We start from the raw sequence: 15618 nt of genomic DNA, 5'->3' as shown, positions 1-15618 counted from the left end.
ACGCACCTCCCCCACGGGCGGAATCACCGCTCGGCCGACACAGAAGGGTCAGAGATGAAGGGAACGCACCACCCCACCGGTCGCCGCAGCCGCGGTCCCGGCCGCGTGCTGGGCCTCCTGCTGGCGCTGGTCACCATGATCGGGGTGACCAGCACCGCGGCCCTCGCCGCACCCGCCCACCAGGGCTCGCCCCCGACACGGCTCGCACTCGCCGCGAGCCCGATGGACACGGTGGCGGCGATGCAGCCCAGCTGGAACATGGGCAACACCCTGGACGCCATCCCCGACGAGACGTCCTGGGGCAACCCGGCGGCCACGAAGGCCCTGTTCGACACCATCAAGAGCCAGGGTTTCCGCAGCGTCCGCATCCCCGTCACCTGGACCGACCACCAGTCGGCCTCGGCTCCCTACACGATCGACGCGGCCTGGATGAACCGCGTCAAGCAGGTCGTCGACTGGGCGCTGGCCGACGGTCTGTACGTCGTGCTCAACGTCCACCACGACTCGTGGCAGTGGATCGCCACCATGCCCACCGATCACGACGGTGTGCTGGCCCGCTTCAAGGCCACCTGGACCCAGATCGCCGCCACGTTCAAGGACTCCCCGCGGTCCCTGCTCCTCGAGAGCAACAACGAGCCGCAGTTCAACAACACCACCGACGCCCAGGGCATCCAGTACAACGACGAGCTCAACACCGCGTTCCACAGCGTCGTACGCCAGTCCGGCGGCAACAACGCGACCCGGCTGCTCGTCCTGCCCACCCTGCACACGAACTCCGGCCAGACCTTCCTGGACGCCCTGGCCGCGAACATGAAGTCGTTCAACGACGGCAACCTCGTGGTCACCGTGCACTACTACGGCTACTACCCGTTCAGTGTGAACGTCGCCGGCGGCACGCAGTTCGACGCCACCTCGCAGAAGGACATGACCGATCACTTCGCCAGGATCCGCGCCACCTTCACCTCCAAGGGCATCCCCGTCTACAACGGTGAGTACGGCCTGCTGGGCTACCCCGACTCCAACCACCCCTCCCGGATCGAGCGGGGCGAGGCGCTGAAGTTCTACGAGCAGTTCGGCTACGAGGCCCGCACCGCCCGCGTCACCACGGCCCTGTGGGATCCCGGAACCTGGGCCTACCTGAACCGGACGACCCTGCAGTGGAGCGACCCGGCGCTGTTCGCCGCGATCAGGTCCAGCTGGACGGCCCGTTCGGGAACCGCCTCCTCGGACCGGATCTTCCTGGCGAAGTCGAGCGCCATCACCGCCAGGACCCTCACCCTCAACCCCAACGGCCGCACCTTCCGGGGTCTTTGGCAGGGCAGCACCCGGCTCGCCCAAGGCAAGGACTACACCGTCTCCGGCAACCAGCTCACCCTCACGGCCGCCGCCCTCACCAGACTCGCGGGCAAACGCGCCTACGGGACCAACGCGACCGTCGAGGCCCGGTACTCCGGCGGACTGCCCTGGAAGATCTACGTGACCACGTACGACAGGCCGGTGCTCTCCGACGCGACCGGCTCCACCAGCGGCCTCACGATCCCCACCCAGTACCGGGGTGACCAGCTCGCGACCATGGAGGCCACCTACGCCGACGGCTCCAACGCCGGGCCCGTCAACTGGAGCCCCTACCAGGAGTTCAACGTGTCCTTCAGCCCGGACTACTCCGGCAACGGGCTCCTGCTCACCTCCGACTTCCTCAACGCGCTCCGGGACAACACGCAGGCCACCCTCGTCTTCCACTTCTGGAGCGGCGCCACCGTGACCTACCGCGTGACCAAGAACGCCGGCTCGGTGACCGGTACCGTCGACTGACCCGACCGCCCCGGGTGCCGTCCAGGCACCCGGGACAGGTCAGCGCGACTGCGTCACGTCGACCAGCGAGGGTCCGGACGTGCGGGATGCGGTGAGAAGCGCGCCGTGGACAGCAGAGGACGCCGCCCGTCCGACGTAGCGATCGCGGTCCGGAGGCCATGTGTCACGCTCTTGGTGGATCAGCAGGGAAACCGCCCCGTGCACGCCGGCACACAGCACTCTGGCGGTCTCGGTCCCGCTCGTCACGGGAACCCCGGCATCAGCGCAGGCTGCGACCTTGTCCCGGAAGTAGCGGAAGCATTCGTCTTCGTTCCGGCGGCTGGCTTCGGTGGCCTCACCGGTCATCACGAGCCGGTACTGGGAAGGATGACGAAGTCCGAATCCGATGTACGCGACGCAGATCTCGTACAGCGCCGTCACGGGATCCGGGATGTCCCGGGACACTGCTTCCAACTCGCTGAGCAGGGAGCTCCACACGCGCAGGCACGTCGCGTGGACGAGTTCCCTCTTCGAGGCGAAGTGGAGGTAGACGGCCGGCGGGCTGACTCCCGCACTTGTTGCCACGGCACGAATCGTCAGCGCCTCCGCGCCCCCGTCCTCCAGCAGCTGATCGGCGATGTCGAGCAGCTGGCTTCGGAGCAGCCCGCCCTGGCCCTTGGCGGCGCGCACCCGGGAACCGGTCGCAGACATGTATCAGGGTGCCTTCGGCACGACGGCGGTGACCACTTGGGTCACCCGGGCGCACAGTTCGCCCTTCTCATCGCGCACGTCGACCTCGATGACGGTGTTGTGCCCCAGCCGCAGGGGACGGGCTGTCGCAACGACGCTCGTGCGTGCGGGCCGAAGGAAATGCGTGCTCGACTCCACGGTGGCCGGTGCGGCGCCGACCGGCCCGTTGAGGGCGGCGCACACGGCAGCGCACACATCGGCGAGCCCCATCAACGCCCCTCCGTGGAGGCCGCCGCCCACCGTGGACAGGGAGAGATCGTGCGTCAGCCTGGCTTGGACGCCGGCCGCCGTCATCTCCTCGAACTCGACGCCGAGCGTCTTGGCGTACGGCGCGAGCGCGTAGACCTCTTCGGCTTCAAGTGCGACCACGAGCTACTCCTGTCCTGAGTTAACGGCGTTAACTTATCGTCGCTAACTCAGGACGTCAATCGTTACGTCAATCGTTCAGTTCTGCAGGCGCCAGTGCTGGTTGGCGCCGCCCGAGCAACTCCACAGCTGGACCTTCGTCCCGTTGGCGGTCGCCTGGCCGTTGGCGTCCAGGCAGAGCCCCGACTGCGCTGCCGTGATCGTGCCGTCGGGGTTGACGTTCCATTGCTGGTCCGCCTGTCCGCTGCAGTCCCAGATCGCCGCCGGGGTACCGTTGCCCGCCCCCTGGCCGACGCCCAGGCACTTGTTGCCGTAGACCACCAGCTGCTTTCCGGCGGAGTAGGTCCACCGCTGGTTGGAGCCGCCGTTGCAGTCCCACAGCTGTGCCTGCGTACCGTTGGCCGTGGTCGAGTTGTTGATGTCGAGGCAGCGCCCCGACTGCTGGCCGATGATCTGCTGGTTGCCGGACTGCGGGGGCGGCGGCTGGTTCGAGCCGAACTGGGTGAAGAACTGCCACACCGCCGCCGACGTCCAGGTGCGCCAGCCGTCACCGGTGGAACCGTCGATGGGACCGGGGTCGTGGCCCGCTCCGTCGAACGCGGCCCAGACGACCGGGTATCCGGACCTGCATCCTGAGTAGGTGGTGATGATGTGCGTCAGGCTGCCGTTGGCCGGCTCGGGCGGGTTCTGCGGGGTGCAGCCGTTCGTCCGGACGAAGGTGTCACGCAGGTCTCGTCCCGACTGGATGGGCAGCACGTTGTCCCTGAGGCCGTGCAGTCCCATGTAGGCGATGGGCTGGTTGCCGCCGTTGCACCCGCTGAGGTTCGCGCCGGAGTAGACCGCGACCGCGCGGAAGACCGTCGCCCGGGAGCAGGCGAGGGCGTACGACATCGCGCCGCCGTAGCTGAAGCCCGCGGAGAACAGCTGGGTGGTGTCGACGCACAGGCCCGATTCGATCTGGTTGACCATCGCGTCGACGAAGGCCACGTCCTGGCCTCCGGGGTTGGCCCAGCCGTTGCCGTTGCCCTGGGGGGCGACGAAGATCGTGCTGTTGTTCGCGTTGTCCGCCAGGCGCCTGAGGCCGTAGTAGGACCAGTTGTAGCCGTCCGTGCCGCCCGAGTCGACGTCGTTCGCGGTGCCGCCCCGCCAGTGGAAGCCGAAGACCAGCCGGTAGGGGTGGTTGCTGTCGTAGCCGGCCGGGACCCGCAGGATGTAACTGCGGTTCTGGCCGCCGCTCTGGATCGTGTGGTTGCCGCTGGTCAGCGTCGGCGCCTTGCCGCAGCCGGCGCTCGCCGCGGCGGGTGCCCTGAGGCCGCTGCTGAACGAGGTGCCCGCAGTGGTCAGGACGAGAAGTAGCGCGGCCACGAGGGCCATTAAGAATGGTTTGCGTGTCATACGCACCTTCTTCCGTAGTCGTCTTCAGACGGCGGTGATGGTCCACGCGTTGTTGGTGCTGGAGTTCGGGGTCCACAGCACGGTGGTGGAGCCGGCCGTGGTGCTGCCGCTGCCGTCGAGGGCGGTGCCCGTGCCCCGGTTGACGATCTGGTAGCGGTTGTCGCCGAGGCTGGTGAGCGACCACTGCTGGTTGTTGCCGCCGTTCCACGTCTCCTGGCGGGCAGGAGCGCCGTTGGCGGTGTTGCCCCAGCTGTCGGCGGCCATGCCGTTGGTGCGGTTCATGATGCGGTAGTAGCCGTTGCCGAGGTCGATCAGCTGCCACTGCAGGTTGGTGCTGCCGTCGTAGTTCCACTGCTTGAGGTTGGAGCCGGAGGCGACGTTGCCCCCGCTGTCGAGCACCAGTCCGCTGGTCACGTTGGCGATCCTGACCCAGGTCGTGGAGCCGCCCGGCGCGCCCAGGACGGGGATCTCACCGGAGAAGGTGAGCTTGACCGTGTACGCCAGGGCGCTGAACGGCGGGTTGGACGAGGGCATGGTGAGGCGCAGGCCGGATGCGTCCTGGGTCGGTGCGGGAAGGTTGATGTAGGTGCCGGCGGTGTTGTCGAGCAGTTGGGCGCCGGTCAGGCTGCTGAGGTTGATCTGGTTGGAGTTCAGCGTCGTGATGGTCATGGTGCCGCCCTGCCAGCCCAGGGCGGTGGCGTAGAGGACCTTGTTGTCCCGGCTGCGGGTGAAGCGGATGTCCTGCGGTTTGCCGGCCACCGGTCCGCTGAACGAGCCTCCGCCCATCTTGGTGGGGCCCTCGCCGTAACTGGACCAGGAGCGGGTGGAGTAGACCGCCTCTCCGAAGCGGCCGAGCCAGTCGCCCATGGCGAGCAGGATGGACTGCTGCCCGGAGGGGATGGTGCCGTCGGCCATCGGCGCGATGTTGAGCAGCATGTTGCCGCCCTTGCTGACCCGGTCGATCAGCGAGTGGAGCATGGCCTGCGTCGAGTAGTAGCCGATGCCCACCGTGTAGCACCAACTGGAGGAGGAGATGCTGTCGTCGGTCAGCCAGTAGGGGGTGAGCAGACCTGCCGGGCCGCCGCGCTCGAAGTCGAAGACCTCGCCCTTGTTGTTGAGGCCGTCCTTGTAGGTCGCGACCACGTCCTTGTTCCACGCGACGGCCTGGTTGTAGTAGTGCGCGAGGAACTGGAGCCGGTAGGACTCCTGTACGAGGTTCAGGTCGAAGTCCTGCCAGACCAGGTCCGGTTGGTAGCCGTCGATGACCTCGACCAGCTTGTCGTACCAGAGCTTGTTCTCCGCAGCCGAGCCCTGCTGGCCGTAGAGGATGCGCAGCGTCGGATCCGACTGGTTCGGCACGTGGTCGTAGAAGCCGTTGAAGTGGTAGGCGTGGTGCAGCGAGGCCATGAACTTCAGCCCCTGCCCGCGGATGGCCTGCGCGTGCAGCCCCACCAGGTCCAGCTTGGGGCCGTGCTGGACCGAGTTCCACGGGTTGGCGCGGCTGTTCCACGTGGAGAAGCCGTCGTGGTGTTCCGCGACCGGGCCCGCGAACCGGGCGCCCGCGGCCTTGAACAGCCGGGCCCAGGCGTCCGGGTCCCACCTGCCGCCCTGGGAGACCAGCTTGGGGGCGAACTGCACGAAGTTGCCCGCCTTGTCACGGGCGCCGTCGATGAAGTTGTTGTACGGCCAGGCCGAGGGGTCGCCGTAGGTGGCCTTGTGGTGGTTGTTCTCGGCCGAGCCGCCGATGTACATGTTGCGCGGGTACCACTCGTTGCCGTACGCGGGAACGCTGAAGACGCCCCAGTGGTAGTAGATGCCGAACTTGGCGTCCTGGAACCAGGCCGGGGCCGGGGGGTGCTGGTCCACGGAGGACCAGCTCGGGGTGTAGCTTGCGGGGCCGTCGGTCGCGGCGGCCTCGGGGGCGAACCGCAGCAGGCCGTAGGCCGTCGCCGCGCCGGCCGCCGCCAGCAGTCGGCGCCGGCTCAGCGGCAGGGAGGAGGAGGACATTCTGGGGCCTCTCGGGGATGTTTGACGGAGGTGGTGCCTTCAGTCGCTGGTCGTCGGCCGGGCACCTGGATCAGTCGCGCGTCCACTTCTGGTTGCTGCTGCCGTTGCAGGTCCACAGCTGCAGCAGGGTGCCGTTGGCCGTTCCGGCGCCGGCGGCGTCCAGGCACAGGCCGGACTGGTCACCGGTGATCGTGCCGTCGGCGTGGAGCGTCCACTTCTGGTTGGCGCCGCCGTTGCAGTCCCAGATGTCCACCTTGGTGCCGGGGCTGGTGCCCTGCCCCGCGGCGTCCAGGCAGTCGCTGCCGTAGACCCGCAGCTCACCGGCGGAGGTGTTCGTCCACTGCTGGTTGCTGCCGCCGTTGCAGTCCCACAGCGCCACCTGCGTGCCGGCCGTCTGCGACTGGTTGGGTACGTCCACACACCGGCCGGATCCGACCCCGACGATCGCGCCGGTCGTGCCGCCGTCGTTCCCGCCGCTGCCGGGCGTGATGGACAGGTTGTCGAACTGTGCCGTCTCACCCTGGCTGGTCCCGTAGCCGATCTGCCCGGCCGCCCAGGTGCTGTCGCTCGCGGTACCGACCGTGGCGCCGTCGACGACGGCGGTGATCGTGGTGCCGTTGAAGGTGAGGCCCAGGGTGTGCCACCGGTTGGTGCCGAGCGCGGCGGTCGTGCCGCGGGCCAGGGTGGTGACGGTGCCGTTGGTGTTGGAGCTGAGGATCGACCAGGCCCCGGTGTCGCTCACCCGCAGGCGGTAGGCGTTCTGCCCGCCGCCGCGGTCGTAGTCGTGCGCGCCCGCACGGCCGATCAGTTCGACGTATCCGGACTGTTCGAGCAGTACGTCCGACGAGACGGTGTAGTTGCCCCAGCCCGTTTCTCCGAGCAGGGCGTGCGGATCCGTCAGCGAGTCCCAGGTGATCGGCTTCTGCGGGCTCATCTGGCGCACGCACTTTCCGCTACGGCCGCCCCCGCAGCCCCCCGTCTCGAAGGCGCCCTGCCAGTCCATGAGGTACTTCGCCTCGGTGCCGGTGGCGTAGCCGTCGAAGGAGTCGCTGTACGGCAGCTTCAGCGCGCTGCGGGCGGGACCGGTGGCGGTGCCTTTGCCCTGTCCGGTCGTGGTGGTCAGGGTGTACAGGTGGCCGGGCTGGACGGTCAGGCTGAAGCCTCCGCCGGACGGGGTGAGGTCCGCGGTGTGCACGAAGTGGTCGTCCGGGTTGGCGGACCCGACATCGGTGGACCAGACGTGGACTGTTCCGGTGGACAGTCCCCCGGTGACGTTGAAGTTCAGCGTCTGCGCGCTGCCGGCGTCCATGGTCTCGATGACCGTGGAGTAGTCGGAGTTGTTCGTGGACTTGAGCGAGACGTAGCTTCCGTTGGCGCGGTTGCCGCCGATGTAGCCGCTGGAGGCGTCGAGGTAGTGCCATCCCGGGCTGGTGAACTGGCTGGTGTGCGCCATCACCCAGGTGTTCTTGCCGATCGAGTAGGAGCCGGACCACGGCTGCGAGGCCAGGGCCATGCCCATGGTGGGGTACGGCAGGTTGGGGGTGAGCGCGGCGACAACGGGCCAGTTGAGGTAGGCGGTCATGCGTCCGTCGATGTATCCGCGGTTGATGCCGCGGGCCATGGCCTGCGCTCCCCCGTTGTAGTCGTCCGAGCCGTTCTCGCTCGCCCACAGCGGCTTGCCGGAGTTCAGGGCGGCCGCCGGCACCGTGCAGGTGGACTGGGAGGACCGGTAGCCGCAGGGATAGTGCGTGCCGATGGCGCTCACCGCGGAGGCGAACGACGGGTTGGAGTTGACGTCGTTCGCCACGGACCAGTCCGAGTCGGCCGCGATGATCTTGACGCTGCCGTAGCCGTTGCTGTTGAGGGCGCTCCGCAGCTGCTGGTACCAGGAGACGTTGTAGCCTCGTTCGTTCCAGCCGCCGAGGTAGTCGATGCTCAGTCCGTGCTGCTTGGCGCAGCCCAGCCACGAGACGAGGTAGTTGACCATGTCGGTGGACCAGAAGTTGCCGTTGCCGATCCAGCCCGGGGCGCCCCAGGCGAGCCCGTACAGCTTGATGTTCGGGTTGCGGGCCTTGGCCTGCTCCATCAGCCACCATTCGTAGCCGCGGTCGCAGTTCAGGTCGGAGCGGGTGTGCTGGTGGCTGGGCTCGGCTCCCGAGGTGGAGTTGGTGTCCCCGCCGACCTCGGCCTTGAGCATCTGCAGGGAGGCGCCGTAGCCGGGTCGGAAGAGGTAGTCGAGGACCTGGCCGCGTTGGGGCTCGGGGTAGTCGATCAGGAGTCTGCTGTTGCCGCCTCCGCCGCTGATCGCGCCGACGCCGTCGAAGGTCCGTCCGCCGGACGCGCCGTTGAGGGTGATGGCGGTGGCCGCCCGGGCCGGGGCGGCGGCTGTGCCCACGACGCCGCCGGCGGCCAGGACGAGGCCCGCGACCACGGCCGTCGGGACACGCAGGCGCCGTAACAGCCGTGCGATTGCTGACACGGTGGGTTCCTTTCGCAGGTGGGGGGTGTCCACGGCCGGTGCGGACCAGCGGACGGTTCAGCGGACGAAGAAGTCCTGGTTGGTGCCGGGTGCGTTCTTGCACTGCCACTGGTCGAGTTGCTGGCCCGCGGTGCTGCCGGCGCCGTAGACGTCCAGGCACAGACCGCTGTTGCGGTTCTGGAAGGCGTAGGAGCCGTCGGACTGGCGGACAGGCAGCCAGAGGCCGTTGGCCGCTGCGCCGGGGGGCTGTTGGACGATGTTCGGGGTGCCTGCCGTCGTGGAGCTGCCCGCGACCGCCACGTCCTGGCCGGAGTTCTGGGCGCGCAGTTCGCCGTAGCCGCCCGAGGCCGGCACGAACTGGAACTGCTGGTTGCTCTGCCCGTTGCAGGTCCACTGGTCGATCGCGGCGCCCGCGCTGCTTGAGGCGCCGTACACGTCCAGGCACAAGTTGTTGTTGGCGACGACGAGTTGGTGGTTGCCGGCCGGGAAGGCCTCGCCGCCGGAGGTGGCCGGGGTGAGGTAGACGGCGAACGCGTCGTGCGTCCCCTGGAACGTCAAGGGCACGGTGATCGAACCGCCCGAGGCGCTCAGGTTCTGGTCGTAGACGGTCTGGGGCGCGGCGAGCGGGGCCTGGTCCGGGATGCGGTGCACGGTGACGTGCACGCTGCCCGCGTTGGTCAGCCAGGGTACGGACGACAGGCCGTTGAAGGTCACGGAGGAAGTACCGGAGTTGCCGTTCGCGTCGCCGATGATCGCCACAGCGCGCTTGTTGGTGACGTCCTCGGAGGCCGAGATCGCGGTCGAACCGACCTGGCCGGAGGTGTCGACCAGGGTGCCGGTCATGTCGGCGTAGTCGCGCAGCGCCCACCAGTTGCCGGTCGGCTGCCAGGTTCCGCCGCTCTGGGTGAGCACACCCGTCAGGTTCGGGGTGACGCAGCAGACCCAGTTGCCGCGCATCGCGTTGGTGTACCCGGACTGCGCGAACCGCGCCAGGTACCAGGCCGTCACCCCGGCGGTCTGCCGGTCGGCGGGCTGGTACTCGTTCGCGGACAGCGGCAGCGGGCCGATACCCGCCGTGGTCAGGGCACTGTTGAGTGACTGGGAGACGGTGACCGGGTCGTCGACGTCACCCTCGTCGTGGTTGGTGATCATGTCCGGGACCGTGCCGGCCGCCTTCACGTGCGCCAGCCAGGTCCGCCACTCACCCGGGTTGCTCTGCGGGGTGAACGCGAGCGACGGTCCCACGATCTGCGCCGAGGGGGCGATGCGCCTGATCTCCCGGTAGGCGGTGTCCCACATCTGGAAGTACTGGGCGCTGTTCACCCCTCGGGTCCAGAAGGCGGAGATGTCCGGCTCGTTCCAGATGTCGTAGGCGAACTTCAGCCCCGACGCCTGCAGTGCTCCCACGGTGGAGTCGATGAAGCCGATCCAGTTGGAGCAGTCGCCGTTGTCGCACGGGTACCTGGTGTTGGACGGTTGGCCGCCGTTGGCGCCGTAGATGTCGCTGACCAGTACCTGGTACTGCGCGTGGTACGGCGGCTGGGTGAGGCGTTTCGCCTGCGCGACGATCGAGTCGATGTCGGCCCGAGAGGCCGATCCGTACTGGTAGTTGTCCCTGATCCAGCCGCCGGAGAACCAGCCGCCGCCGCGGAACGCGTTGATCCCCAGCGGTTTGATGAACTGGTCGGCCGGCTGGCTGCCGTCCTGCGTGAAACCGTAGAGGAACCCCTCACCGACGCCGGTCGACGGGCCCCGCGTCGACGCCAGGTTCACGCTCAGGGCCACGCTCGAGACGGCCCGGCTCTCGGCAGTCGCCGACAACTGCAGCACGAACGCCAAGACGATGCCGACGGCCAGCACCAGACGGCCGGGTCTCGCTCTCGTCCTCATTCGGTCCTCCTGCGTCACGCGTCACGGGGTCAGCTCAGTGACCACTGCTGGTTGGACCCGCCGTTGCAGGTCCACAGTTCGACGGGGGTGCCGTTGGCGGTGGCGGCGCCGGTCACGTCCAGGCACAGGCCGGACTGGGCGCTGGTGACGGTGCCGTTGGCGTTGACGTTCCACTGCTGGTTGGTCTGGCCGTTGCAGGTCCAGGTGATGACCTTGGTGCCGGGGCTGGTGCCCTGGTTGGAAGCGTCCAGGCACAGTCGGCTGCCGCCCGAGTCCACGGTGAGCTGGCGGGAGTCGGTCCGGGACCAGGTCTGGTTCGCCGCTCCGGTGCAGTCCCGGATCTGCGTCTGCGTACCCGGCGTCGTGGACGCGCCGGGTACCTCCAGGCACTTGCCCGCACCGACCGCGTGCAGCGCGGTCGACGTACCGCCGCCGCCTCCTGTGCCGTAGCCGGCCGCGGTGATGGCGCCCTGGACGGCGTTCTCGGTGGCGTCGGAGGGATAGCCCGCCGTGATCGCGCCCTCGAAGAACTCGCCCACGCCGTTGGGGCTGTTGTCGCCTCCGGTGCCGAGCAGGATCGAACTGTCGACCTTCATCGGTGAGTAGCCGTTCGGCAGTGGGCCGGAGTAAGTGGTGGTCAGGCCGCCGCTCGCGCCGTTGCCGTATTTCAGTGTGAAGTTGCTGGTGCCGTTGTTCTTCAGCCATGCGCTGACGAACGGGTAGTGCACACCAGTGTTGTTCGGGTCCTTGTTGGAGCCGGTGTTGGTGTGGAACATGCCGTTCTCCAGGTCGGCCTCGACCCACGGCCCGCTGCCGGTGCAGCCGCCGAACCAGCAGGCGGTGCCCCAGTAGATGGCGTTCATGGTGGCGTTGCCGGTGTCGGTGTGGGAGTTCTCACCGCTGCCGTAGTCGAAGCAGCACCACTGGCTCGTGTAGTTCGACGAGGTCACCATGTAGATGCCTTCGGGCTGGGCCCCGGTGGGCACCCCGGCGGCGTGGTCGAGCCGGTAGCCCACGCCGGGGGTGACCTTGACGCCGAACACCTGATGGCCGGCGGCGGTCACCGGCAGCGCCATGGCGTCCGCGCCGACGTCGGACCCGCCCGGCCCGGGCCCCTTCCAGTAGCCGCCCCAGGAGATCGGCATGTCGTTGTGCTTGGTGGTCTGGTCGTAGATCTTCGTGATCGTGCAGGACGTGCCCGCGCAGAACGACACCTGCGACGCGCCGTCCGCGTACCCGCCGGCGCTGAGCACTCCGATGTCGCGGTAACTGTGGTCGGAGGCCCGCTGGATCTGGTAGAGCGGCCCGTTGTACGCGGCGAAGAGGGCCCTGGTCGTGGCGTGTGCCGTCACGCACGGCGTACCGCCCGCGGCGTAGAGGTCGCACGGGAGCGACGCGTCCGCCACGTGGTCGGCCACCGGACGGGCCATGGCCGCCGTGTCGGCCCGCGGGGAGGTGGCGAACGCCGGGGCGCCGAACACGGCCACCACCATCGCCAGGGCGACAAGGAGCACGGCTTTCCCTCGCCTGATTCGGCGATCACCGGCCGGTACGAGCATGGAGACCTCCTCTGGGCTTCGAATGCGGAGTCATCCCAACGTCCACCGCTGGCTGCTGCCGCCGTTGCAGGTGCGCAGCTCGACGAGACTTCCGTCGGCGGTGGCCCCTCCGGCGATGTCCAGGCACAGGCCCGACTGGACACCGGTGATCGTGCCGCTGCTGTTGAGCGTCCACTGCTGGTTGCTCTGGCCGTTGCACGACCAGATCTCCACCTTCGTCCCCGGGGTGGTCTGGTTGTTGTAGGCGTCCAGGCACATCTGGTCGCCGCCGGAGTAGACGGTGAACTGGTTGGACGCGGTGTGCGTCCAGGTCTGGTTGGCGCCGCCGTTGCAGCTCCAGATCTGCACCTGGGTGCCGGCGGTCCTGGTCGCGTTGGGTACGTCCAGGCACTTGGCCGCACCCGCCGCGTGCACCGCGCCGGTCCCGCTGGTTCCGCCGCCGCTGGTGCCGCCCGCGACCCGGTACATCACCGTGCCGTGCGCCGGCACCGAAGCGCTGATCGTGCCCGAGGTGGTGGAGGACGCCCCCGACCACAGGTCGGTCAGGGTGTAGGCGGACGCCCCGGTCTTGCCGATCGCCGCCGCGGTGGTCGAGATGGTCGCCGTCGAGCCCGTCTCGTTGAACAGGGCCACCGACACGTCCCCGTTGGCCAGGGGCTTGGCCAGCACGTCCCGGCCGCCCGAGGAGGAGACCATGGTGCCCTGCTTGCCGAGAGGGTCCTGGTCGACCGCGATCACCCGGGAGTTGGTCAGCGTGGACAGGGTCTCCGCACTGGCGGAGGGGATGTTGGTGCCCGCGATCAGCGGCGCGGCCATCTCCGCCCACAGGCTGAACTCGCTGCGGCTCTCGGTGGCCGTCATCGAGCCGTTGCCGACCTCCAGCATGTCCGGGTCGTTCCAGTGGCCCGGTCCCGCGTAGGAGGCCAGTCCCACGTTGCTGTGGAAGATCGACAGCATGCTGGCGAAGTTGGCACTGATGTCCCCGGTGGTGCGCCAGCTGTTGCCCACTCCCGCGCCCCAGGTCCACACGTTGTCCTGGCCCCAGTTGCACAGGCTGTACAGGATGGGTCGGCCCGTCGCCGCCAGCGCGTCCCGCATCGCGGTGTACCGGCTCTGTGCGGACACCCCGTTGTTGTTGCAGTTGTCGTACTTCAGGTAGTCCACGCCCCACGACGCGAACGACTGGGCGTCCGTGCTCTCGTGCCCCAGGCTGCCCGGATACCCGGCGCAGGTGGCGGTGCCCGCGTCCTCGTAGATCCCCAGCTTCAGCCCCAGGGAGTGCACGTAGTCGGCGGTGCCCTTGATTCCGTCGGGGAACTTGGCCGGGTCCGGCACCAGGCGGCCGCCGGAATCGCGGTTGTGGGTCATCCAGCAGTCGTCGATGTTGACGTAGGAGTAGCCCGCCGCCTGCATGCCGTTGGTGTGCATCGCCTGCGCGGTGGACTTGATCAGCGACTCCGAGACGTTGCAGCCGTACGCGTTCCAGTCGTTGAAGCCCATCTGCGGGGTCAGTGCCAGTCCGTTGCCCAGCGCGGCGGCGGGCTGTGCCGTGCCGAGACAGACGAGGGGCACGCCCATGCAGAACAGCGCGATGGAGAAGGCGACCGCCAACACCCTCGTGATCATGTGCATGTCATAAACTCCTGAGCCGGGTTGCGGCAGAACACGCCGTGGGACAGAGGATTCAGCGGTATCCGGCCGCGGTGATGTTGGCCTGCACCGCGTTGTCGGTCGCGTCGGAGGGGTAGCCGGCGACGATGGCGCCCTCGTAGAAGGTGCCGGCGCTCAAATTGGCGCCGCCACCGGGCTTGCAGCAGTCACCGCCGCTGCCAAGAACAATGGCGCCCTGCTTCTTCATCGGGCTGTATCCGCCGGGAAGTCCGCCGTCCCAGAGGGTGGTCAGGCTGCCGGACTGCGCGTTGCCGCCCTTCAGGGCGAATCTCGATGTCCCGTTGTTCTTCAGCATCGCGGTGACGAACTTGACGGGGAAGGCCCGCTGGTTGGTGTTCCAGGACTGGCTGCCCCCGGAGTACAGGCCCCATTCGAGGTCGGCCTGGACCCAGGGACCGCTTCCCGAGCAGCCGCCGAACCAGCACTCGGTGCCGAAGTTGATCGCGTCCATCGCCCCGGCCGCGTCGGCCTTCCGCGTCGTCTCACTGTTGCCGTAGTCGAAGCAGCAGCCGCTGTTGACATGGGTGCCGCTGGTCACCATGTACGCCCCCTCGGGCGCGCTACCGGTCGGAACACCCGTCAGATGACCGTCCCGCCAGTAGCTGTTCCCGGGATTGATGTACAGCGAGTACGCCTTGGTGCCCCCGGCGGTCAGCGACTCCGAGGTCGCCTTGGCGGGACTGCTCTGACTCGATCCCGGTACCTGGGCCGATCCCTGGTACCACAGGTCGTTGCCGCGTCCGGACTGGTCGTAGACGACCGTGATCACACAGGAGGTGCCCCCGCAGAACGCGTCCTGCGCCGCCGCGTCGGCGAAGCCGCCGGCCGCCCGTACGCCAATGTTCCTGGTCGCGTTGTCCGAGGCGCGCCTGACCTGGTACAGGCTGCCGTTGTACGACCCGTAGAGCGCCCGCACCGTGCTGTGCGCGGCCACGCACGGAGTGCCGCCGGCGGAGTAGAGATCGCACGGGCCCGACCCGCCGGGCGCGGGCGGAGGTGTCGACGTGGTCCACTTCTGGTTGCTCTGACCGTTGCAGGTCCACAGGATGACCGCGGTGCCGTTGGCCGTGCCCGCCCCGTTGACGTCCAGGCACAGGCCGGACTGGACACCGGTGACGGACCCGTCGGAGTTCTGTCGCCACGCCTGGTTCGACTGCCCGTTGCACGACCAGATGATCACCGGGGTTCCCGGCGCGGTCCGGTTGTCGTAGGCGTCCACGCATCGGGTGCCGCTCATCGTCCTCAGCTCGCCCGCCGAGGTGAACTCGAACGCCTGGTTCGCCTGGTTGTCACAGTCCTGGATGTCCAGCGCCGTTCCCGGGGTGTCGACATTGCCCTTGACGTCCAGACATCGCCCCGACGCCGAGCTCACCAAGGGCGCCGGCGCCAATGCCGGGGCGGACCATGTCTGCGAGGTCGCCGACATCATGGCCAGCAGCGCCATCACGCCTGCGACCGCGAACGCCGGCAAGCGTCGTCTGCGAGCCGTGGGGCTGCGACGGGAAAGGAGTGAAGGCCGCATTCTGTTCCTCGCGTAGGTGGGGGAAGGTGACAGAGAGTGCTGTGCCTGGCCGAACGGGATGGCGGCGAGGGCAATCGAGAGCACCCACAGGAACCACTCAGACATCCCATGTCCTAGTGATTCCACAGGTCCCTGATCGAGTCAATACACTCGGCACTCCCAATCGGATTCTGATCCATCCCATGTAT

10 protein-coding genes are annotated in these 15618 nt (G+C 68.4%); 1 reads left to right on the top strand and 9 read right to left on the bottom strand.

Annotated elements, in window-relative coordinates:
* Positions 1–54: 54 nt before the first annotated feature.
* The gene (locus D1369_RS40515; protein WP_037898628.1) at positions 55–1812 is read left to right on the top strand and encodes a cellulase family glycosylhydrolase; all 1758 of its coding nucleotides are present in this window, start codon (positions 55–57) and stop codon (positions 1810–1812) included.
* A 39-nt stretch (positions 1813–1851) separates the two neighbouring features.
* Here the strand turns inward: D1369_RS40515 and D1369_RS40510 are convergent, their stop codons facing one another.
* The 9 genes from D1369_RS40510 to D1369_RS40470 form a co-directional block, all read right to left on the bottom strand.
* Positions 1852–2481, bottom strand: coding sequence for a TetR/AcrR family transcriptional regulator (locus D1369_RS40510; protein ID WP_106433573.1), 630 nt, complete (start codon positions 2479–2481; stop codon positions 1852–1854).
* A 24-nt stretch (positions 2482–2505) separates the two neighbouring features.
* Positions 2506–2910: a PaaI family thioesterase gene (locus D1369_RS40505; RefSeq protein ID WP_007379441.1), complete on the bottom strand. Its 405-nt coding sequence runs from the start codon at positions 2908–2910 to the stop codon at positions 2506–2508.
* 75 nt (positions 2911–2985) lie between these two features.
* Positions 2986–4281 carry a ricin-type beta-trefoil lectin domain protein gene (locus D1369_RS40500; protein WP_007379442.1) on the bottom strand — a complete coding sequence of 432 codons (1296 nt, stop codon included), beginning with the start codon at positions 4279–4281 and terminating at the stop codon, positions 2986–2988.
* 45 nt (positions 4282–4326) lie between these two features.
* A complete protein-coding gene (locus D1369_RS40495; protein ID WP_007379443.1) occupies positions 4327–6309 on the bottom strand; it encodes an alpha-L-fucosidase in 1983 nt (660 codons plus the stop codon).
* 70 nt (positions 6310–6379) lie between these two features.
* Complete coding sequence (locus D1369_RS40490; RefSeq protein ID WP_037898631.1) at positions 6380–8788, bottom strand: ricin-type beta-trefoil lectin domain protein; 2409 nt, start codon at positions 8786–8788, stop codon at positions 6380–6382.
* A gap of 57 nt (positions 8789–8845) precedes the next feature.
* Complete coding sequence (locus D1369_RS40485) at positions 8846–10678, bottom strand: RICIN domain-containing protein (protein WP_037898634.1); 1833 nt, start codon at positions 10676–10678, stop codon at positions 8846–8848.
* 29 nt (positions 10679–10707) lie between these two features.
* Complete coding sequence (locus tag D1369_RS40480; protein ID WP_240436132.1) at positions 10708–12192, bottom strand: arabinofuranosidase catalytic domain-containing protein; 1485 nt, start codon at positions 12190–12192, stop codon at positions 10708–10710.
* A gap of 75 nt (positions 12193–12267) precedes the next feature.
* Positions 12268–13869 carry a ricin-type beta-trefoil lectin domain protein gene (locus D1369_RS40475; protein WP_007379447.1) on the bottom strand — a complete coding sequence of 534 codons (1602 nt, stop codon included), beginning with the start codon at positions 13867–13869 and terminating at the stop codon, positions 12268–12270.
* 52 nt (positions 13870–13921) lie between these two features.
* The gene (locus tag D1369_RS40470; RefSeq protein WP_007379448.1) at positions 13922–15352 is read right to left on the bottom strand and encodes an arabinofuranosidase catalytic domain-containing protein; all 1431 of its coding nucleotides are present in this window, start codon (positions 15350–15352) and stop codon (positions 13922–13924) included.
* Between the last annotated feature and the right edge of the window lie 266 nt (positions 15353–15618).

The organism is Streptomyces sp. CC0208 (assembly GCF_003443735.1).
In the GTDB taxonomy this organism is placed as follows: domain Bacteria; phylum Actinomycetota; class Actinomycetes; order Streptomycetales; family Streptomycetaceae; genus Streptomyces; species Streptomyces sviceus.
Note: the sequence above shows the minus strand (reverse complement) of the source record. Positions and strands in the feature narration are given on the sequence as shown.